Below are 20,176 nucleotides of genomic sequence, written 5' to 3' on the forward strand. Positions count from 1 at the left end.
ATGAATAATATTTTTTTAATTACAAAAAGGGAATTTCTTACACAGGTTAAGAAAAAATCCTTCATTATATTAACATTACTTGCTCCTCTTTTAGTGGTTGGATTTGGAGCGGTAATCGGACTGATGTTTAAAGCAAACGAATCCCACAGCATCATTGAGGTTGTGGATAAAAGCGGACTTTTCAGGAATCAGCTGAAATCCAATGACAAACTTGAGTATGTGTTTGTTTCAGCCGCTGATGAAAAAGCAAAGATCAATAATCTTAAAGACAATGAGTCAATGGACGGCATTCTGATCCTTCCCGAACTGAAAAATCAGAATTACAATGAGCTTGAAAACAGCACAAGGCTTATTATAAACGCCAAAATGGGCTTTGATACCAAACAGAAGATCGTTTCTGACATTACAGATGTGATCAAAAAGGAAAAGATCAAGCAACTTGGTATTGAAGAAACTCAACTCAACAGTCTTGATAAAGGCTTTACGTTAAAAACGATTAATGTTTCTGATAACAGCAAGGAAGATTCTGACCTTGCCTTCGGTGTAAAAAGCGGTTTGAGCATCCTTTTAATGTATGTGACGTTCATGTTCATCATTATTTATGGAGTAAGGGTAATGAGAAGTGTTCTTGAAGAGAAGAACAACCGTGTGGTGGAAATCATTATTTCATCAGTCAAGCCTTTTGAACTGATGATGGGTAAAATATTGGGGGTAACCCTGGTGGCCCTGACCCAATTTCTGATCTGGATCTCAATGTCTGTTATAGGAGCATTAGTCTTGAATACCGGATTTTCATCTTTCCAGAAAAATATTCCGGGAGGAAATGAGGAACTGGCCAATAAGCTGGATATTACACAGATTGCTACTCAGGTTTCACACAGCCTGCTGGAACTGAATTTCCCTCTGATCATCTTTGTATTCATTATATTTTTTCTTTTGGGATATATCTTTTACAGTTCTATTTATGCAGCCATTGGTTCTGCAGTAGATAATGAGACAGAGACCCAGCAGTTCACTTTATTTGCTATTTTACCGCTTACCGTAGGGATGTACGGGAGTTTTTCTTTAATGAACAATCCTGACGGTCCATTGGGCTTCTGGCTGTCTATTATCCCGTTTACTTCACCAGTTGCGATGATTGCAAGAATACCTTTTGGTGTTCCGGCATGGCAGATTGCCCTGTCTATTGCATTATTACTGGGAACTACTATTTTCATGATATTCTTAGCAGGTAAGATTTACCGAGTAGGGATTTTAATGTACGGAAATAAGGCTACTTTGAAGGAGATCTGGAAGTGGATTAAAGGGTAGTTTTCGTTGTTCTTTTGTCTTCGATAAATGAGCCAACAAAAACTACTGTATAAAACAAAAAATCCCGGAAATTTTAATTTCCGGGATTTTTTTATCATTGAATAACTTATTATTCTATTTAAAGATATAGCTTAAGCTCAGGCTGACTACCTGCTCAGACTTTTTCTTATCAGTTCCTCCTTTTTCTTTTGCAAGATCAGGATAAGTATCTGAAAGACCAAGGTCATATTTAAGAGCCAGTTCCAGCTGTCTTTTATAGCTGTATCCTACTCCTAATCCTAAAGCAAAGTTAAAGCTTGAAGCTTTTCCACTTACGGACGGATATAAAGGATCGGTAACATCCGGGTCATAATATGGTCTCCCTATCGGAGCATTTTTAACATTCTGACTCATCAGAAAGTTAAATCTTGGACCGATCATTCCAAAGAATTCTGATTGTGCTTCAGAAAAATATGCTTTAAAATAAACCGGAACGCTCAGATAATTGTTCCCATATACTGCATCATAACCATCTTTTCCTTTGGCATCTTTGTCTTTTCCGGTTTCACCTGCACCGTAATATACGACTTCAGGCTGTAAAAAGAACTGGTTTGCTTTTCCGATCGGGATCAGCGCCAAAACTCCGCCCTGAAATGCATATCTGGGACCGGAAGGGTTATGGGCATTTCTTACTCTGGAATAGTTACCTCCTGCCGTGACACCAAATCTTGTATTTGCAAAGTCGATCTGGGCAAAAGACAGGGTTGAAAGGGCTAATGCTGAGGTTAATAAAAGTTTTTTCATATGTTTTGTTTTGTATTTGTTATCCTAGAATTTTTGCAACAGTAGCACCAATATCTGCAGGAGAATCTACAACGTTGATTCCGTTGTCTCTCATGATCTGCATTTTTGCCTGAGCTGTATCTTCATCACCTCCTACAATAGCACCGGCGTGTCCCATAGTTCTTCCTTTAGGAGCAGTTTGTCCGGCAATAAATCCTACAACCGGCTTAGTAGATCCGCTTGCTTTGTACCATCTTGCAGCTTCAGCCTCTAATCCACCACCAATTTCACCGATCATTACTACTGCTTCAGTTTCAGGGTCGTTGATGAATAATTCCAACGCTTCTCTTGTTGTTGTTCCAATGATTGGGTCACCACCAATACCAATTGCTGTAGAAACACCGTAACCTGCTTTTACAACCTGATCAGCAGCTTCGTAAGTAAGGGTACCTGATTTTGAAACGATACCTACTTTACCTTTTTTGAAAACGAAACCTGGCATAATACCAATTTTAGCTTCTTCAGAAGTAATGATTCCCGGACAGTTAGGACCGATCAATCTGCAGTCTCTGTCGGCGATGTAAGATTTTACTTTTACCATATCCGCTACAGGAATACCTTCAGTAATACATACGATAACTTTGATACCAGCTTCAGCAGCTTCCATAATCGCGTCAGCAGCGAATGCAGGTGGTACGAAAATGATACTTACGTTAGCTCCAGCTTTTTGAACAGCATCAGCCACTGTATTAAATACAGGCTTTCCTAAGTGCTCAGATCCTCCTTTTCCCGGAGTAACCCCTCCTACTACGTTGGTTCCGTATTCAATCATCTGGCCCGCGTGGAAAGTACCTTCGTTCCCTGTAAATCCTTGTACAATTACTTTAGAATCTTTGTTTACTAAAATTGACATTTTATTGATGTTTTAATTTATTTAAATATTTTATTAATGCTCACAAATTTACTTATTTTTCTTTGATTTTGGACAAAACCAAGTGAATAGTTTATTTGAGATTTCTCAGCTTTACTTCTTTTTTCAAATAGCCTTTGAAATCTTCTGCGAACATTCCAATGTAGGTTCCTTTTTTAAGGTCTCTGTTCACTCCTGTTTTACCAAGAATAACAGATCCGGCTTCAATTTTGTTGCCGGAAGCGATGCCTACCTGCCCCCAGAGGGTAACCTCATCTCCTATGACACAGCAGCCTGCAATTCCCACCTGTGATGCGATCAGACATTTCTTTCCTATGACAGTGTCGTGCCCGATCTGAATCTGGTTATCCAAAACAGAACCTTCCCCGATTACCGTAGAATCCGTAACGCCTCTGTCGATCGTACAGCCATTTCCAATTTCTACATTGTTTTCGATGACCACATTCCCAACCGAAATAAGACGGTCAAAATTCCCATTCAGCTTTCTGTAATAAAACGCATCACCTCCTAAAACCGTGTTTGACTGAATGACAACATTATCCCCAATCACCGTTCTGTCTCCAATAACAACGTTTGGAAAAATTAAAGTATTTTTTCCGATGACAACATTATTTCCGATCACAGCGGTACGATGGATTTTTGTACCCTCCCCGATTTCTACATCGTGAAGTTCCTCAGTGAAATTGTATATTCTTGTAAAGTGGGTATTGATTTTATTGAAATCTCTGAAAGGGTCATCGGAAACCAAAAGTGCTTTCCCTTCCGGACATTCTACTTTTTTGTCGATCAGAATAATTGTAGCCGCAGAATTTAAGGCTTTATCATAATATTTCGGGTGATTCACGAAAACGATGTCTCCCGGTTTTACCATATGGATCTCGTTGGTTCCCAATACTTCAAAGTCTTCGGGACCTACGAATTCCGAGCCTATTAAATCGGCAATAGTTTTGAGCTTTTGTGGAGAGTGGAATCTCATAACAACTGGTTTTCTTATAAAAACAAAATTCGGTATGCTGGTGCAAACCGAATTGATGTAAATTTTATTATTATTTTACTCTTTCTAAGTAGCTGCCGTCTTCTGTACTTACTTTAATTTTGTCTCCCGGCTCGATGAATAGAGGAACCATCACTCTGGCCCCGGTTTCAACGATTGCATTTTTAAGAGCGTTGGTAGCCGTATTTCCTTTTACTCCCGGATCTGCCTCAACTACTTCCAGGTAAACAGACTGAGGAAGTTCAGCAGAAAGTGGAGTTTCGTCAGCCTCTTTCAAAATGATCGTTACTTCTTCTCCTGCTTTCATGAACTGTGAATTTTCAATCATTTCTTTATTCAGATATAACTGAGAGAAATCGTCATTATTCATGAAGTGGAAGCCATTCTCGTCATCGTAAAGATACTGGAACTTTCTGGTGATTACTTTTACTTCGTCTATTTTGTGTCCTGCAGAGAAGGTATTATCAATTACTTTCCCGTTAGTCACAGACTTTAATTTGGTTCTTACGAAAGCTGGTCCTTTTCCAGGTTTTACGTGAAGAAACTCTATTACTTTAAAAATATCGTTACTGTACTCAATGCAAAGTCCCTTTCTGATATCGTTACTTGTTGCCATTAATTTATGTTATCTTTTTATTTATTATTCTCTTTATTTACCAAATCAATTATATCCTCTAAGTAATACTGATTTGTTTTTAGCTTTGAAATGACTTCAGGATCATTATCTGTAAGCTTAACAATAAGTTTTGTATCCACTACCAATCCGAAGCTGACATCTCTTTTATCAGAGGTATTATTTGATTTTTCAATATCAATCAATAGAACCTTATAAGAGTTTCCTTTTTTATCCTTCCACGCAAACTTAGGTGTCAGGCCTGCATTTAAAGCACCTCCCAGCAAACCTCCTCCATAAGGATTATTGTATGAAATTGCTTTTTTATCTTTTACTTCATCCAGATAGACCAAAAAATATTTCTTCCCAATTACCTTAACTTTTGCAAATGTATCAAAAGAATAGATATACGCTGCATAGGTCATGCTAAAATACAGGTTATCCTGATACTTCATCAGCCATGCTCTATTCTCCTTCTTTGCTTTTTGATCAGTATCTGTATATCTGAATGGTGACATTTTAATGTAATCTTCATTCTGACTTTTTACTTCTGCATAAACATTAGGTTTGGCAAGGCTATCTTTTTTATAGTCCGAGAAGCCGTAATAGAAATCCATGCCTGTTATTCTTTGGTTCTGGGACAGATAAAAATTGGAAATTGCCAGTACAAAAAGGAAAGACAATTTTTTCATTAGTTGCTTTCTTTACCTGTTCCGTATCCTTTTACAATACCTCTCGGTGAGTTTTGGATAAACTGAAGGATCTCATCTCTTTCAGCGGTTGGAAGCATTTCTTTTTCAATATAAGCTACAGCCTGGGAAACGTTCATTTTCATCTGGAAAATAGTTCTGTAGATTTTCTGGATCTCGAAAATTTTCTCGTTGGTGAATCCTCTCCTTCTTAATCCTACTGAATTGATTCCCGCATAAGACATTGGTTCTCTTGCTACTTTTACATACGGAGGAATATCTTTCCTTACCAGGGTCCCTCCTGAAATCATCACATGTTTTCCGATTTTACCAAACTGATGAACAGCACTGAGGCCTCCCATTACGGTATAATCACCAATTTCTACGTGTCCCGCAATACCACAGCCGTTTACAATGATCACGTGATCTCCGATAACGCAGTCGTGTGCAATGTGGGAAGTGGCCATGATCAGGCAGTTTTTACCAATTTTAGTAAATCCCAGAGCTTTTGTTCCCCTGTTTACGGTAACACACTCCCTGATTGTAGTTTCATCACCAATAATTACCTGAGTATCTTCACCATCAAATTTTAAATCCTGAGGGATCGCAGAAATTACCGTTCCGGGGAAAATTCTACAGTTCTTACCTATTCTGGCTCCATCCATGATGGTAACGTTAGGACCAATCCAAGTTCCTTCTCCGATCTCTACGTCCCCTGCAATTGTAGTAAAAGGTTCTACGATTACATTTTTGCTGATTTTCGCACGTTTATCTACGGCTGCTAATTGATGAATCATTTAATCAACTTTATTTTTTGCAACTTGAGCCATTAGCTCTGCTTCTACTGCTACAGTATCCCCTACATATCCGTATCCCTGCATATGAACAATACCTCTTCTGATAGGCTCTATCAATTCAATTTTGAAAATCATAGTATCTCCCGGAACTACTTTTCTTTTGAATTTTACTTTATCAATTTTAATGAAATAGGTAGAATAATTTTCAGGATCCGGAACGCTAGCCAGTACCAGGATACCTCCTGTCTGTGCCAAAGCTTCTACCTGAAGTACTCCAGGCATTACAGGCTCTTTTGGGAAGTGGCCTACGAAGAAAGGCTCATTCATCGTTACGTTTTTCAAACCTACCACATGGGAATCTGAAAGCTCGAGAACTTTATCAATCAGTAAGAACGGAGGTCTGTGCGGCATAAGACGCATAATTCCGTTGATATCGAAAACTGGTTCTTTGGTAAGGTCGAAATCCGGTACATTTTTCTTTTTCTGAAGCTTCCACTGACGGTTCAGTTTTTTTGCAAACTGGGTATTTACAAAGTGACCCGGTTTATTGGCTATAACTTTTCCTTTTATCTTTACACCAGCCAATGCAAGGTCTCCAATCACATCGAGTAATTTGTGTCTTGCCGCTTCGTTAGGATAATTTAATGTAAGATTATCTAAAATACCGTTGGGTCTGATCGAAACATTGTCTTTCCCAAACGCTTTTTTCAGTTTTTCGGTAGTATCCGGAGTAAGGTCCTTATCTACATAAACGATAGCGTTAGAGATATCTCCACCTCTGATCAAGCCATGATCAAGAAGCATTTCCAGTTCATGCAGAAAGCTGAATGTTCTGGCAGAGGAGATTTCGTCTTTAAATTCTGAAATATTTTTAAGAGTGGCATTCTGTGTACCTAATACTTTGGTTCCAAAATCCACCATGGTTGTTACTTCGTAAGTATCTGAAGGAATAATTGTAATTTCCGATCCTGAAGCCGGATCTGTGTAGCTCAGCACTTCTTTTATGACCAGGTATTCTCTGGCGACTCCCTGCTCTGCGATTCCCACACTTTCAATAGCTTCAACAAAAAACTTTGAAGATCCGTCTAAAATCGGGGGTTCAGAGGCATCCATTTCCAGGATGGCGTTATCGATATCACATCCTACCAACGCCGCCAACAGGTGTTCACAGGTAGTGATTTTTACGCCTAATTTCTCAAGTGTTGTTCCTCTTTCTGTAGCTACTACATAATTAACATCAGCTTCTACCTGAGGGTGTCCCTCTAGATCTGTTCTTACGAACACAAAACCTGTATTTTCTTTGGCAGGTTTGATGGTAAGTTTTACTTCTTTACCTGTATGAAGGCCAATTCCGGAAAGTGTTACTTCTTTCTGGAGTGTTTTTTGCATATCACTCATTAGTTTTATCTTTTGAGATATCCTCAAGATTATTTATTCTCTTTACAATTTCAGTAAAATTCCTGAAATGGACATAGTTTCTAAGATAGTCATTATAGCTTATCGCCGGGGATCCGTACAATGTTTCTTTGTCATTAACACTGGAGTTTACACCACTCTGGGCCTGGATTTTCACCTGATTACCAATTTTAATGTGGCCTACCACTCCTACCTGTCCGCCAATCTGGTTCCAGTCTCCTATTGTAGTAGATCCTGCAATTCCTGCCTGCGCTGCAATAACGTTGTTCTGTCCGATTTTCACGTTATGAGCAATCTGGATCAGATTATCAATCTTTGTTCCTTTTCCGATAACGGTGGAACCGATGGTAGCTCTGTCGATGCTGCAATTGGAGCCAATCTCCACATCATCTTCAATAATTACGTTTCCTAGCTGAGGAATCTTCTTAAATCCTTCCGGAGTAGGCTGAAAACCGAACCCATCTCCTCCTACAACCGTATTAGAGTGAATCACGCAATTATCACCTATAATACAGTAATCGTAGATACGGGCTCCACTGTCAATTTTACAGTTTTTACCGATCTTAACTCCTTTACCGATGTATACATGCGGATAAATTTGTGAGCCTTCCCCGATTTTGGCTTTTTCCGAAACATAAGTAAATGCCCCTATATAGACCTTTTCACCAATCACAGCAGTATCATGAATAGAAGAACCGGTTTCGATTCCCTCTTTTCTTCCCTGCATTTCCTGGTACAGATTCATTAAAACCTGGAAAGAAAGGTAAGCATCCTTTACAACAATTAAGGTAGGATTATAATTAACTTTATCTATAAGTTTTTCCGAAACAATAATTACGGAGCATTTTGAGGTATTTAAAAAATGTGAAAATCGATCCTGTGCTATAAAAGAAAGATGTCCTGATTCACCATTTTCAATTGGTGAAACCCCTGTAATAACCGTGCTTTCGTCGCCTATTATCTGTCCGTTAATAAAACTTGCAATTTGCGAAGCTGTAAATTCCATATTCTGCAAAGATAAGAAATTCTATAATTCGCAAACATTTTTTGATTTTCGGAACGTGAATTTTAAGATTATTTAAGATATTATCTTGGAAATATCCCTTGGAAAGGTAAGAATATACCTTGCCGTCTTGTGTACCATAAGCCCGGATAACAGCTGGTCCTGCGACTCTTCCAGCCTGATTTTTTTGCCATTTTTCTGAAGGAGATAAATAGGCTGCTTTTTGGTATCATAGGGCAGCAATTTTCTTTTAATCTCATGTACAAGCTCTTTTCCATTATCGATTCCGAAAAATTCATTGGTTTTTTTTACTTTTTCCTCAATAAATTTTCGCTTAAAAGGATGGGTTGAAATGACCGTTTTCGGGAGGTTTCTCTGGATCACACATCTGCACCAATAGGAAAGAATAAAGTCTTCAGAATCCTGCCATGATTTCATCGCATGAATTATATCATTGTCGTCAAGTTGTGTAAATCTGTAAATATCTTCATCGGTCGCTGAACTTTTCCCACGGTTCAGGAAGTATTTCAGGTTTTCTCCCGCAGGCAGATCCATCCCTTCAGAAATCAGGTATTTTGCTCTTTCCAGGATTTTAACCAGAAGAAATTCTGCCAGTGCCGAAGTTTTATGATAATACACCTGCCAGTACATGAACATTCTGGCGGTCAGGAAATTTTCAATGGAATATACTCCTTTGGCATCGATAACCAATTCGCCTTCACTGCAAACATTCATCATGGAAATGATCCGCTGTGTATTGATATTCCCTTCCGAGACACCGGTAAAAAAGCTGTCTCTGTTCAGGTAATCAAGCCTGTCTACATCAAGCTGGGAAGAGATAAGCTGGTTGAAAAATTTCCTGTGGTATTTTCCCTGAAACATTTCAATAGCTACGGAAAGCTGTCCATCAAATTCCTCATTTAATTTATTCATCAGCAATAGGGAAAGCTTTTCATGGTGCCAGTCGTCCATCAGCATATTTTCCAATGCATGGGAAAATGGCCCATGCCCAATATCGTGCATCAGGATGGCAAGCATTGCTCCTTTTTCTTCTTCCTCTGTAATTTTTACTCCTTTCTGACGTAAGGTTTCCAATGCCGTAAACATCAGGTGCATCGCTCCCAGTGCATGATGGAACCTTGTATGGGTAGCTCCCGGGAAAATAAGATTCAGAAGACCGGTTTGCCCTATCCTCCGCAATCTTTGAAAGTAAGGATGTTCGATAACGTCAAATAAAATTTCATGTGGGATCCTGATGAAACCATGAACGGGATCGTTGATGATCTTTAGCTTATTCTGCATTGAAACGTCGATATTTAGTAAACAAAGTTAGGGATTTTAAATTGTAAGCGTCATTAAATTGGTGTTAAAGAATGCCTGCCCGCTAAAAGAGATAAAATTTTTCTGATGAATCTATGTTTTATTTTTAAACAAAGATTGTAAGGATTTGCACAGATGTTTTCTGCATATTCTGTTTTAAAAATATATCTTTGAGCTATTAATAACTCTTCATTTTAAATGAGAAAAGTTTCTCTTTTTATTTTACTTTTTTTCAGTTTACTTTTTTCCGCCCAGACTCTATCAGAAGTACAAAAGCTTGAATCATTGTGCAGGGTGTGGGGATTTTTGAAATATTACCATCCTCATGTGGCCAAAGGTAATTTTGATTGGGACCAGCAGCTTTTTCAAAAGATTGAGGAGCTTGAAAACATTCAAGATAAAAGCCAGCTGAACGAATTATATTCCCAATGGATCATCAGTCTTGGAAAAGTGGAAGAATGTAAAAAATGTCTGAAAGAAGATAAAGCAAAAGTATATTTTCTGAGAAACTTTGATCCTGGCTGGATGGGTAATGAACAAATATTCAGTAAAACAGTCACCGAACAGCTCTTATTTATCCAGAACAACAGAAATTTAGGAAGCAGCCATTATTTCGGAAGAGGCGGAAAAAAGGTTTTCTTCAGGAATGAAAATTCATACGGTTCAAAATTCATTTCAAAAAAAATTGGACTTTTGGAACTTTTCAGATACTGGAATCTGGTAGAATATTTCTTTCCGTATAAATATCTTACTGATGAGAACTGGAATGATGTATTAACGGAAATGATTCCCAAATTCCTCAGCATTGATAATGATGAAAGCTATCATCTCAACCTTGCGGAACTGGTCACAAAAACTGATGATTCTCATGCCTTTTTATACTCGCCCCTGATCAATGCCAACCAATACGGAAGAAGAAAGGTTCCGGTAGAATATCTCTATGCGGAAGGAAAGCTGGTTGTAACAAAGATCAGAAAAAATAAATTCAATGAAGAAACACCCTTGAAAACCGGTGACATTATTTATGATGTGAATGGAAGGACAATTCCTCAGCTGGTCAACAATTTTGCCCGATATGTTCCTGCTTCCAATTCCTGGGGTAAGATCACAAAAGTGAAAAACCTTTTCCTGTTCAGCAATAATGATTCTATTTCCCTTAAAATAGAGCGTGACGGACAAAATCTGGCTGTGACTGCAAAAACCTATCTCCTTACGGATATTACAGGAGAAAAGCCGGCGATTCAGCAGAAGTGGAAATTTTTAGATACGGATAAAAAGATTGGCTACGTTAATATGGGGATTCTTGAAAAAAGTGATGTGGATGATATGTATAAGGACCTAAAATTTTCAGCATCCATCATTTTTGATCTCAGAAATTACCCGAAACAGACCATTTTTCCTTTGAGCAGGCTGATTCTTCCTGAAAAAACAATTTATTATCAATTTAATTTTCCCGAGACGGATTATTTGAGTAAATTTTATAGCTTAAAAAACAGCATCGGCAGAAAGAATCCGGATTACTATAAAGGAAATGTTATCGTACTGGTAGACGAGAGTACACAGAGCCAGGCAGAAACAACAACGATGATGTTTAAGCAGCATCCGAAAGCCAAAGTAATCGGAAGCAATACTTCAGGGGCCAACGGAGATGTTATCCGGTTTAAAATTGCCGGTCTGGATACGTGCTTTACAGGGCTCGGTGCCTATTATCCGGACGGAAAGGAAACGCAGAGGATCGGAATTATCCCGGATATTATTGTAAAACCCACTGTGAAGGGTATACACAACAAAAAAGACGAAGTTCTGGAAAGAGCTTTAGACTATATAAAGACCGGTTTTTAAAGAAATTGAATATCAGTAATAATGAACAGGGTTTCATTTAACTAATATTTAACTTTTAGCCTCTCTAATTTGTGAGAAATTAAAAGGAATTGGTCAACATTTTGATGCAATAACCATGTAAAAAAATAAATTATGTCGGAAAAGATATTATGGATAGATGATGAAATAGATTTACTCAAACCCCATATCGTATTCTTAGAAAAAAAAGGTTATCAGGTAACCCCTGTTAACAATGTGAATGAAGCTCTGGAACTAATGGATTCGGAGAAGTTTGCATTAACGCTTATTGATGAAAATATGCCCGGTATTTCGGGGCTGGAAGCCATTCCCATGATCAAAGAGAAAGATAACTCTTTAAAGATCGTGATGGTAACAAAAAGTGAGGAGGAACATATTATGGAAGAAGCTATCGGATCACAGATTGCGGACTACATTCTAAAACCTGTAAATCCTAACCAGATTTTATTATCGTTAAAGAAGAATCTACAGGAGGATAATCTTGTGGAGCAGAAAACAATACTCCAGTACCAGCAGGAATTCAGAAACCTGTCTATGGAGCTTTCCTATATCAGAACTTACCAGGAATGGGCGGAATATTATAAGAAGATATTAAGCTGGGAGATTAAATTTGATAAGGTGGAGGATAATGAATTTTCCGATCTTCTGCAGTCACAGAAAGAGGAAGCAAATATTCAGTTTGCCAAATTCATTGAAAAAAATTACGAAGGCTGGCTTACCGACTCCGATAAGCCTCTAATGAGCCACACACTTTTTAAAGAAAAGGTAAAACCGGAAGTAGAGAAAGAAAAAGTTCTTCTTCTTATGGTAGATAATCTGCGTTTTGACCAATGGAAAGTTATTGAGCCGTTATTTACAAAATACTACAATAAAATTTCAGAAGATTACTATTACAGTATCCTTCCTACCGCTACGCAGTATGCAAGAAACTCTTTCTTTGCAGGACTGATGCCGTCTGAAATCGAGAAACGTTTTCCTGATAAATGGTTCAATGATAATGAAGAGGGAAATAAAAATGAATTTGAGCGTGATTTCCTGGAAGACCAGATGAAAAGAATAGGCCTGGGATCTAAATCCATGAAATACCTTAAAGTTTTGAATGCTGATTTTGAACGAAAAATCTATGATGACTTCAACCAGCATAAAAATAATGACCTTTTGGTTATTGTTTACAACTTTATCGATATCCTTTCGCATGCCAAAACAGATAATCATATTGTAGACCAGCTGATCCGTGATGATAAAACGTTCAGATCTCTCACGCTTAACTGGTTTGAGAATTCATCATTACTGAAGATCATTAAAGCAGCAGCAGAAAACGGTTATAAGCTCGTAATTACCACGGATCACGGAACAGTTTATGTTAAAAAACCGAGCAAAGTGGTTGGTGACCGCGAAACTTCCACCAACATCCGTTATAAAACCGGAAAGAGCTTAACCTATGATGACAGCGATGTATGGGCTGTTACCAATCCTGAAAAGCTGTTCCTGCCCAAAGGAAACCTAAGCTCGAAATACATTTTTGCAAAAAATAATATTTTCCTGGCTTATCCTAAGAATTACAATCACTTTGTGAATTACTATAAAGAGACCTACCAGCATGGAGGAATTTCACTGGAAGAATGTATTATTCCTATCAGTATTTTAGAACCCAAGTAGTTTTTTTCATAGTTTATTTAAAATTTTGGGTTTAAGGCGGCAAAAATCGAATGATTTTTGCCGCCTCTTTTTTTCAACTCCTTTTAATAGTCTTGAAGAGTTCATATCTTAGCAAAAAAACAATGTTTATTATTTCACTGACCTATAAAACCTCTCTGGAAAATGTAGAACGTTTTATTCCGGAGCACAACGATTTTCTTGAAAAATATTACCGTTCCGGAAATTTCATTGCTTCCGGCAGAAAAGAACCAAGAACAGAGGAATCATACTAGCAAATGTCCATTCTAAAAATGAAGTTGAAGAGATCATTAAAGAAGACCCCTTTTATATTCATCAGGTAGCAGATTATGATATTACAGAGTTTTTCCCCACAAAATATAACGAACACTTTAAATTTTTCATCAAAAACCCATGAAGTTAATCACGTACAACGTTAACGGAATCAGAGCTGCCTTTACAAAGGATTTCCTGGGCTGGCTGAAGATTGCTGATCCGGATATTATCTGTATTCAGGAAAGTAAAGCCGGTAACGATCAGATAGACATTGAAAGCCTCGAAAAAATCGGTTATCACAGCTATTGGCATTCTGCAGTAAGAAAAGGCTACAGCGGTGTCGGAATTGCGTCAAAAATCAAACCTAATCATATCGAATACGGATGTGGAATTGAAAGCTATGATAATGAAGGCAGAATCATCCGTGCAGATTTTGACGAATACTCTGTCATTTCGGTTTATGTTCCTTCTGCCAGCAATATCGATAGGTTAGAATTCAAAATGCAGTTCTGCCATGATTTCCTGGCTTATATAAAAGAGCTTAGAAAAACGATCCCTAACCTTGTTATTTCGGGAGATTTTAATATTTGTCATCAGGCAATTGATATTCATGATCCGGTCCGTTTAAAGAACGTTTCCGGCTTTCTACCGATGGAAAGGGAATGGATGACTAATTTCATTGAAGAATGCGAGCTGATCGACAGTTTCCGTTTTTTCAATAGCGAACCTGATAATTATACCTGGTGGAGCTACAGGCAAAATTCCAGAGCTAAAAACAAGGGCTGGAGACTTGATTATAATTTTGCTACCTATACCTTAAAAGATAAGCTTTCAAGAGCCGTTATATTAAAGGAAGCCGTACATTCAGACCATTGTCCTGCTTTATTGGAATTAAATGTCTAAATGACTATATAAAAGTAAAAGCCAGCTGAATCAGCTGGCTTTTTAAATTTAAATCATAAATTTAGTCGACAATTTCATATTCAACCGGAATGGTACCACGACTGGTATCCCCGATTTCATCGAACGCAGCTTTAGAAATATCTAATGCTCTTGATGCATGGAAAGGTCCTCTATCATTAATCTTCACTATCACCTGTTTTCCATTGTTCAGATTGGTAACTCTAATATTAGTTCCAAACGGAAGCGTTCTGTTTGCAGCAGTAAACTTTGAATTACTAAAGATTTCTCCGCTTGCTGTTTTTCTACCGTTAAATTTATCGTGGTAGTACGATGCATAACTTGTTTTCTTCGCATCTAAGGTGTTACCTGTAAAAGAATAAACACCTAGGGTTGAAATCATCATTATGATTACGAGAATGAATCTTTTCATCATCTTGAATTTTATTGGTTTTGACGGAGCAAAAGTATAAGGAATGTTGTAAAGTCCCTACTCCATATGTTAAAAACCGTTAACGAAAAGTAAATAATATGTTAATAAGTCTTGTAACTGCCTATTATCAGGGGTTTTAAATACCACTGTTAAAAAACGTTAAAAAAAACACTTAAAAGTTAACATATTTAACTTTTTGTCAATAAAATCCAAAATTCAATTATCTTATATTGTTGTAATTCAATACTTTATAAATTTTACAAAATTATAATATTATCTATTTAAATAGTTAGAAGACTAAAATAATTTAAGATATCAAATGGTATGAAATACTTTTAATAGAAGCAATTTAAAGTTATGAAGTAAATCACTCATATTTATTTTAACAGTGACTTTACCATCCAAATAACACTTTAATTATTTCTAATCAATTACTTCATTTTCTTCCTTATATTAGTATGAATATCAAATTAAATACCAATAAGCAAGTTCTTAACCTAAAAGCAAGTATATATAAAAAAACAAAACCAATGATTGCTCATTGGTTTTAGTATATTAATAAGTATTAATCTTATTTCAAATATTCTATTACATAGTCATATGTTCCAGCAGGATATACTACTGACATACTTGGAGAACCTGTAATTGCATTTCCTGCAGTGGTTGCAATTGTATAAGAGTATAAACTTCTGTCATAAACAGTGTTTGTACCTGCTTTATAAATAGTAATACCATATAAAGCAGTCATACCTGTCGGCGCAGGAATATTTACTGCTGTTGAGCTTCCTGTAGCTGCAAATGTTCCTTTGATAGCATAAACCTGCTTGCTTGCTACTAATGTATTGGTAGCTGTTTCAGCAGAGGTTACATCAAATTTAGCACTACCTCCTCCTAGTGGTCTCCAAACTCCTGAAGTTACATTACCGTTTGATGCACCATTTGGATTATAGAAAAAATAATATCCTGGTGTTACGGCTGTTGATGTTGAAGATCTGTTACCTGTTGTAAGGGTATTTCCTGTAGCATTATTATATACAATCATACCGTCGAAGTAAGTTGGGAAAGTAACACTATCCGCCAATGTAAGATCAAACTGGAAGTTAACCAAGTCTACACTTGGAATAATAACTCCTTTACCAACATATGGCTGAGCACCAGCTTCAGTACTGAAGTTTGTACTTCCGTCTAGTAAAACGTTAGAGTTTGTAATGGTAGCATTTGTTGGTTGGTTAGTAAGAACCTGGGCATAGCTGACTGTTCCAAGTCCGGCTAATAGTAAAAGGCTAAATATATTTTTCATCGTTGTATAAAATTTAAAAATTAAATATTGTTTCTATTATATATTATAATCCAATACTTACCCAATTGGTTCCTGTCCAAACTAATGTTCTACCTCTAAGTTGATTATTACCTAACTGTCCTATTGGACCAACAATTGTATTTGCTGCAAGTGAAGGGTTATTATTAAATACAAGTACTGTACGTCCTGCATCAGCAGCTGTTAAAGGAGGGAAAGTAAGAGTGGCACCTCCGGCCGCAACAGTTGTTACTATTAAATAATCGTTTGCAGCAACAGTATAAGCTCCTGCACTGGTAGTTGTTACCGTTCCTTTAATTGCTTCATACTTCTGAGTTGGGGCAGCAGCACCTCCTCCTACAGCAACCCAAACAGAGTTTGGAGCGTCATAGTAATAGAATCCTGTTGCAGTTACATTCACTGTTTTACCAGCTGCAGAACCATCCAGAGTATTAACAAATGTAAGGGCGCCATTTTGAGCAGTTGTATATGCTGCATCTTTAGCTGCTAACTGAGCTCTTGACAAACGAGGGACTAGTAAGGCATCAGGTCTAGCATTGTCAGTAGTATTAGCTACTACGTCTAGTGTTGCGGCTGGTGTAGTTGTGTTAATACCTACACGACCCGTTGTCTGAGCCTTGGAAACTGCCGAAAGGCCAACGAGCATCGTCGCTGTTAATAAAAATTTTTTCATAAGTTTTTAAGATTTAAATTACACTATTTTCCATCAATATTTCCAAAACGGAAAATGCATACCAACTTGTGCTCATCTTCAAGGTTAGACATTTAAACTTGTCAGAACGGCAACTTATTGAAGCATTTGATTTTAAAACATTGCTTATTGCGCAAATTTAAGATATAATTTTGAAATTTATTCATTTTATATAAAAAAATAAATGACATTTATTAATCAAAAATATAAAACATTGAAAATCAACACTATCAAAAATTAACAATCGATAAAAAATACTGTTAAATTTTAGTAATATTAGGAAAAATGATCGGTTAGATATTGGATGTAAAATGCGGATTATCAGATCAGTTCTCCATATAAATCAAATTCCTCCGCCGAAGTTATTTTAACATTAGCAAATTCACCTATAGAAATATATGTTTCTTCTGCAGAAACCAGAACCGTATTATCCACATCAGGCGAATCATATTCTGTTCTTCCAACAAAATAATTTCCTTCTTTTCTGTCGAAAATGCATCTGAATACTTTTCCGATCTTCTCCTGATTCTTTTCCCAGGAAATTTGTGACTGAAGTTCCATGATTTCCTCCACTCGTGCTTCTTTTACCTCCTGCGGTATATCATCTTCAAGCACGTAAGCTCCTGTATTTTCTTCATGAGAATAGGTAAAACATCCCAATCTGTCAAATTTTTGTTCTCTTACCCAGTCTTTCAATTCCTGGAATCTTTCCTCAGTTTCTCCCGGATACCCAACAATCAAAGTGGTTCTAACCGCCATATCCGGAACTTTTTCTCTAAACTTTGCTAATAATGCATTGGTTTTTTCATGAGTGGTTCCACGTTTCATGGATTTCAACAGGTCAGAATTGATGTGCTGAAGAGGAATATCAATATAGTTGCAAACTTTAGGTTCTTCACGGATGATATCGAGAACATCTTCAGGGAAACCACTTGGGAAAGCATAATGAAGACGGATCCACTCTATCCCTTCAACTTTTACCAGCTCTTTTAAAAGCTCTCCAAGAGCACGCTTTTTATAAAGATCAAGACCATAGTAAGTAAGATCCTGGGCAATAAGGATAATTTCTTTAGTCCCTTTTTTTGCCAGTTTTTGAGCTTCTAAAACCAGTTTTTCAATAGGGGTGGAAACATGTCCGCCTCTCATTAAAGGAATAGCACAAAAAGAACAAGGACGGTCGCAGCCTTCTGAAATTTTAAGGTATGCATAGTGTTTTGGAGTAGTAGTTAATCTCTCTCCTACCAGTTCATGCTTATAGTCTGCACCAAGGTGTTTAAGAAGAACCGGAAGATCTCTTGTTCCGAAGTATTGGTCTACATCTGGAATTTCTTTGATAAGATCCGGTTTATATCTTTCAGAAAGACAGCCTGTAACAAACACCTTTTCAACCTCGCCTCTGTTTTTTGCATCTACATAATCAAGAATGGTATTGATAGATTCTTCTTTAGCATTGTCGATAAACCCACAAGTATTGATGACCACAATATCTCCGCGGTCTTCATGAACCACTTCTTTTCCATTGGCTTTCAGCTGGCTCATTAATACTTCAGAATCGTATACGTTCTTGGAACATCCAAGAGTAACAACATTGATTTTCTTCTTCCCTACAGATTTTGTGCGCATCGTTTTGATTTTGAGTGTGCAAAGATACAAAATAATAAAAGAGTAGGCTCAAAAAATAAAAACCACTTTAGGAAAGTGGTTTTCAATATATTATTTAAAAATTTTGTTCAGCGAATTTAGGCAATACCTTATCTTTTTCAGAAAGGATAACAACGTCAAGAGGTAATTTCCAGTCAATATTCAAATCCGGATCGTTCCAGATTACACTGCCTTCAGAATCTTTGTTATAAAAATTATCGCATTTATATGCAAAAACTGCTGTTTCACTCAAAACCGAAAAACCATGTCCAAAGCCACGGGGAACATAAAGCTGAAGTTTATTCTCCGGCGTAAGCTCAACTCCGAACCATTTACCAAATGTCGGTGAATCTTTCCTAAGATCAACTGCCACATCAAAAACTTTCCCTTCCAGACAGGATACCAGTTTAGCCTGAGCATGTTCTCCCTTCTGCAAATGAAGTCCTCTAAGTACACCATATGAAGATTTTGAAATATTATCCTGAACAAAATGTCCATTCATTCCAGTCAATTCTTCAAATTTTTTTTCATTAAATTTTTCGAAGAAGTATCCTCTTTCGTCTTCGAATATAGTTGGCTCAATAATATAACAATCTTTTAATGGTGTTTCTTTTATTTTCATTTTTTGTTGTTTTTATAAATTATATTCTTTTTTTAAATTCCATTTTAATCCTAAATACATTCCACCCGTGGGAATAAATATAATCAATATAATAGCCCAAAGAGGAAATTGTGAATGAATCAAAAATATATTAATCAATAACTGAACAATTGCATACACAGAACTTATGATTAGATGAGAAATTTTTTTCTCATTAGCAAAGAGCTGGTAAAGATGTCTTCTGTGGGCTTCAAATATATTTTCTTTTAATAATATACGCTCAATAATAGTAAGAACAACTTCCATCCCGTAAATTGAAAGTAATAAGATGTATTTGTATTCTCCAGTTCTCATAATAAGAAGGGTAATAAGACCAATTACCCAAAAGCCGATTCCCATGCTGCCTACATCTCCCGCAAAACATTTCGCTCTTTTTCTGAAATTGAAAAAAAGAAAAACAAGACAGGCTAAAACGGGATAAATAATAAAATCCAGATCTGTAAACTCAACAATATCTTTATTGATATAAGCCAGAGATAAAAGGGTAACAAGGCTGTATAGACCTGTCATACCATTAATTCCATCCATAAAATTGTAGGCATTAAGCGTTCCAATTATTAAAACAAACAAAATCGGCCAGACCCAAAATGGCATTAGAATAAAAGCACCCGTAAAATACAGAAGAAGCATAACGGAAACGAAATGAACAGAAAGTCTGATTTTATTGGATAAAGTTATTACGTCATCAATAAAACTAATTGTACAGATTGCAAGAAGCCCCAGGCCGAAAGACCAATAATGCTCAGCAATCATATGCATATTAAAGCAGCAAAAAACAATAAATGCAATAGGAAAGATAATTCCTCCGCCTCTTAGAGTAACCTGTGTATGTGCACTTCTATGGTTGGGTTTATCAATGATATCATACTTATCTGCTAAGTTGAAATAAGAAATCATTGCTATG

General features: G+C 36.9%; 20 protein-coding genes. 5 read left to right on the forward strand and 15 right to left on the reverse strand.

All coding sequences use genetic code 11. The features are described from left to right. Entirely contained in the window at positions 1 to 1,311 is a 1,311-nt protein-coding gene (locus BUB03_RS05570; RefSeq protein WP_073060919.1) for an ABC transporter permease, read from the forward strand. A gap of 114 nt (positions 1,312 to 1,425) precedes the next feature. Here the strand turns inward: BUB03_RS05570 and BUB03_RS05575 are convergent, their stop codons facing one another. The 9 genes from BUB03_RS05575 to BUB03_RS05615 all read right to left on the reverse strand — a co-directional run bounded on the left by BUB03_RS05575 (position 1,426) and on the right by BUB03_RS05615 (position 9,818). Next, positions 1,426 to 2,094: a porin family protein gene (locus tag BUB03_RS05575; protein WP_040997881.1), complete on the reverse strand. Its 669-nt coding sequence runs from the start codon at positions 2,092 to 2,094 to the stop codon at positions 1,426 to 1,428. A 19-nt stretch (positions 2,095 to 2,113) separates the two neighbouring features. Further along, complete coding sequence (sucD, locus tag BUB03_RS05580) at positions 2,114 to 2,986, reverse strand: succinate--CoA ligase subunit alpha (RefSeq protein WP_040997883.1); 873 nt, start codon at positions 2,984 to 2,986, stop codon at positions 2,114 to 2,116. Between the two features lie 91 nt (positions 2,987 to 3,077). Then, positions 3,078 to 3,980, reverse strand: a complete 903-nt coding sequence (locus BUB03_RS05585; RefSeq protein ID WP_040997885.1) for a UDP-3-O-(3-hydroxymyristoyl)glucosamine N-acyltransferase — start codon at positions 3,978 to 3,980, stop codon at positions 3,078 to 3,080. Positions 3,981 to 4,050: 70 nt separating this feature from the next. Beyond that, positions 4,051 to 4,614 (reverse strand): elongation factor P, encoded by a 564-nt coding sequence (gene efp, locus BUB03_RS05590; RefSeq protein WP_040997887.1) that lies wholly within the window; start codon positions 4,612 to 4,614, stop codon positions 4,051 to 4,053. A gap of 17 nt (positions 4,615 to 4,631) precedes the next feature. Further along, the gene (locus tag BUB03_RS05595) at positions 4,632 to 5,303 is read right to left on the reverse strand and encodes a hypothetical protein (RefSeq protein ID WP_073060920.1); all 672 of its coding nucleotides are present in this window, start codon (positions 5,301 to 5,303) and stop codon (positions 4,632 to 4,634) included. Next, the gene (gene lpxA, locus BUB03_RS05600) at positions 5,303 to 6,097 is read right to left on the reverse strand and encodes an acyl-ACP--UDP-N-acetylglucosamine O-acyltransferase (protein WP_040997889.1); all 795 of its coding nucleotides are present in this window, start codon (positions 6,095 to 6,097) and stop codon (positions 5,303 to 5,305) included. Before lpxA ends, BUB03_RS05595 begins: the two co-directional genes overlap by 1 nt. Further along, positions 6,098 to 7,495: a bifunctional UDP-3-O-[3-hydroxymyristoyl] N-acetylglucosamine deacetylase/3-hydroxyacyl-ACP dehydratase gene (locus BUB03_RS05605; protein WP_040997891.1), complete on the reverse strand. Its 1,398-nt coding sequence runs from the start codon at positions 7,493 to 7,495 to the stop codon at positions 6,098 to 6,100. It lies immediately after the preceding gene. Next, complete coding sequence (lpxD, locus tag BUB03_RS05610; RefSeq protein WP_040997893.1) at positions 7,488 to 8,519, reverse strand: UDP-3-O-(3-hydroxymyristoyl)glucosamine N-acyltransferase; 1,032 nt, start codon at positions 8,517 to 8,519, stop codon at positions 7,488 to 7,490. Before lpxD ends, BUB03_RS05605 begins: the two co-directional genes overlap by 8 nt. Positions 8,520 to 8,591: 72 nt before the next feature. Further along, a complete protein-coding gene (locus BUB03_RS05615; protein WP_073060921.1) occupies positions 8,592 to 9,818 on the reverse strand; it encodes an HD domain-containing protein in 1,227 nt (408 codons plus the stop codon). Positions 9,819 to 10,034: 216 nt separating this feature from the next. Here BUB03_RS05615 and BUB03_RS22010 point away from each other — a divergent pair, with 216 nt between their 5' ends. From BUB03_RS22010 to BUB03_RS05635, 4 genes are all read left to right on the forward strand, one after another. Next, a complete protein-coding gene (locus tag BUB03_RS22010) occupies positions 10,035 to 11,678 on the forward strand; it encodes a S41 family peptidase (RefSeq protein ID WP_073060924.1) in 1,644 nt (547 codons plus the stop codon). A gap of 132 nt (positions 11,679 to 11,810) precedes the next feature. Then, the gene (gene porX / locus BUB03_RS05625; RefSeq protein WP_040997898.1) at positions 11,811 to 13,355 is read left to right on the forward strand and encodes a T9SS response regulator signal transducer PorX; all 1,545 of its coding nucleotides are present in this window, start codon (positions 11,811 to 11,813) and stop codon (positions 13,353 to 13,355) included. A gap of 122 nt (positions 13,356 to 13,477) precedes the next feature. Continuing rightward, positions 13,478 to 13,627, forward strand: coding sequence for a YciI family protein (locus BUB03_RS22230; RefSeq protein ID WP_317041468.1), 150 nt, complete (start codon positions 13,478 to 13,480; stop codon positions 13,625 to 13,627). A gap of 139 nt (positions 13,628 to 13,766) precedes the next feature. Continuing rightward, the gene (locus BUB03_RS05635) at positions 13,767 to 14,531 is read left to right on the forward strand and encodes an exodeoxyribonuclease III (protein ID WP_073060927.1); all 765 of its coding nucleotides are present in this window, start codon (positions 13,767 to 13,769) and stop codon (positions 14,529 to 14,531) included. Between the two features lie 61 nt (positions 14,532 to 14,592). Here the strand turns inward: BUB03_RS05635 and BUB03_RS05640 are convergent, their stop codons facing one another. From BUB03_RS05640 to BUB03_RS05665, 6 genes are all read right to left on the reverse strand, one after another. Next, the gene (locus tag BUB03_RS05640; RefSeq protein ID WP_040997902.1) at positions 14,593 to 14,964 is read right to left on the reverse strand and encodes a septal ring lytic transglycosylase RlpA family protein; all 372 of its coding nucleotides are present in this window, start codon (positions 14,962 to 14,964) and stop codon (positions 14,593 to 14,595) included. 568 nt (positions 14,965 to 15,532) lie between these two features. Further along, on the reverse strand, positions 15,533 to 16,261 hold the full coding sequence (locus tag BUB03_RS05645) for a hypothetical protein (protein ID WP_040997903.1): 729 nt from the start codon (positions 16,259 to 16,261) through the stop codon (positions 15,533 to 15,535). Between the two features lie 43 nt (positions 16,262 to 16,304). Next, on the reverse strand, positions 16,305 to 16,925 hold the full coding sequence (locus BUB03_RS05650) for a hypothetical protein (protein ID WP_139258773.1): 621 nt from the start codon (positions 16,923 to 16,925) through the stop codon (positions 16,305 to 16,307). 366 nt (positions 16,926 to 17,291) lie between these two features. Then, positions 17,292 to 18,593, reverse strand: a complete 1,302-nt coding sequence (gene rimO / locus BUB03_RS05655; RefSeq protein WP_073060930.1) for a 30S ribosomal protein S12 methylthiotransferase RimO — start codon at positions 18,591 to 18,593, stop codon at positions 17,292 to 17,294. 94 nt (positions 18,594 to 18,687) lie between these two features. After that, complete coding sequence (rfbC, locus tag BUB03_RS05660) at positions 18,688 to 19,233, reverse strand: dTDP-4-dehydrorhamnose 3,5-epimerase (protein WP_073060932.1); 546 nt, start codon at positions 19,231 to 19,233, stop codon at positions 18,688 to 18,690. A 12-nt stretch (positions 19,234 to 19,245) separates the two neighbouring features. After that, positions 19,246 to 20,169, reverse strand: a complete 924-nt coding sequence (locus BUB03_RS05665) for an MraY family glycosyltransferase (protein WP_228417773.1) — start codon at positions 20,167 to 20,169, stop codon at positions 19,246 to 19,248. Positions 20,170 to 20,176 lie beyond the last annotated feature (7 nt).

Source organism: Chryseobacterium oranimense (assembly GCF_900129755.1).
Classification (GTDB): Bacteria; Bacteroidota; Bacteroidia; order Flavobacteriales; family Weeksellaceae; genus Chryseobacterium; species Chryseobacterium oranimense.

Excerpts from the sequence above, each read along its gene's own strand:
- BUB03_RS05570 (WP_073060919.1), top strand. The coding sequence starts at position 1 with ATGAATAATATTTTTTTAATTACAAAAAGGGAATTTCTTACACAGGTT.
- BUB03_RS05575 (WP_040997881.1), bottom strand. The coding sequence starts at position 2,094 with ATGAAAAAACTTTTATTAACCTCAGCATTAGCCCTTTCAACCCTGTCT.
- sucD (WP_040997883.1), bottom strand. The coding sequence starts at position 2,986 with ATGTCAATTTTAGTAAACAAAGATTCTAAAGTAATTGTACAAGGATTT.
- BUB03_RS05585 (WP_040997885.1), bottom strand. The coding sequence starts at position 3,980 with ATGAGATTCCACTCTCCACAAAAGCTCAAAACTATTGCCGATTTAATA.
- efp (WP_040997887.1), bottom strand. The coding sequence starts at position 4,614 with ATGGCAACAAGTAACGATATCAGAAAGGGACTTTGCATTGAGTACAGT.
- BUB03_RS05595 (WP_073060920.1), bottom strand. The coding sequence starts at position 5,303 with ATGAAAAAATTGTCTTTCCTTTTTGTACTGGCAATTTCCAATTTTTAT.
- lpxA (WP_040997889.1), bottom strand. The coding sequence starts at position 6,097 with ATGATTCATCAATTAGCAGCCGTAGATAAACGTGCGAAAATCAGCAAA.
- BUB03_RS05605 (WP_040997891.1), bottom strand. The coding sequence starts at position 7,495 with ATGAGTGATATGCAAAAAACACTCCAGAAAGAAGTAACACTTTCCGGA.
- lpxD (WP_040997893.1), bottom strand. The coding sequence starts at position 8,519 with ATGGAATTTACAGCTTCGCAAATTGCAAGTTTTATTAACGGACAGATA.
- BUB03_RS05615 (WP_073060921.1), bottom strand. The coding sequence starts at position 9,818 with ATGCAGAATAAGCTAAAGATCATCAACGATCCCGTTCATGGTTTCATC.
- BUB03_RS22010 (WP_073060924.1), top strand. The coding sequence starts at position 10,035 with ATGAGAAAAGTTTCTCTTTTTATTTTACTTTTTTTCAGTTTACTTTTT.
- porX (WP_040997898.1), top strand. The coding sequence starts at position 11,811 with ATGTCGGAAAAGATATTATGGATAGATGATGAAATAGATTTACTCAAA.
- BUB03_RS22230 (WP_317041468.1), top strand. The coding sequence starts at position 13,478 with ATGTTTATTATTTCACTGACCTATAAAACCTCTCTGGAAAATGTAGAA.
- BUB03_RS05635 (WP_073060927.1), top strand. The coding sequence starts at position 13,767 with ATGAAGTTAATCACGTACAACGTTAACGGAATCAGAGCTGCCTTTACA.
- BUB03_RS05640 (WP_040997902.1), bottom strand. The coding sequence starts at position 14,964 with ATGATGAAAAGATTCATTCTCGTAATCATAATGATGATTTCAACCCTA.
- BUB03_RS05645 (WP_040997903.1), bottom strand. The coding sequence starts at position 16,261 with ATGAAAAATATATTTAGCCTTTTACTATTAGCCGGACTTGGAACAGTC.
- BUB03_RS05650 (WP_139258773.1), bottom strand. The coding sequence starts at position 16,925 with ATGCTCGTTGGCCTTTCGGCAGTTTCCAAGGCTCAGACAACGGGTCGT.
- rimO (WP_073060930.1), bottom strand. The coding sequence starts at position 18,593 with ATGCGCACAAAATCTGTAGGGAAGAAGAAAATCAATGTTGTTACTCTT.
- rfbC (WP_073060932.1), bottom strand. The coding sequence starts at position 19,233 with ATGAAAATAAAAGAAACACCATTAAAAGATTGTTATATTATTGAGCCA.
- BUB03_RS05665 (WP_228417773.1), bottom strand. The coding sequence starts at position 20,169 with ATGATTTCTTATTTCAACTTAGCAGATAAGTATGATATCATTGATAAA.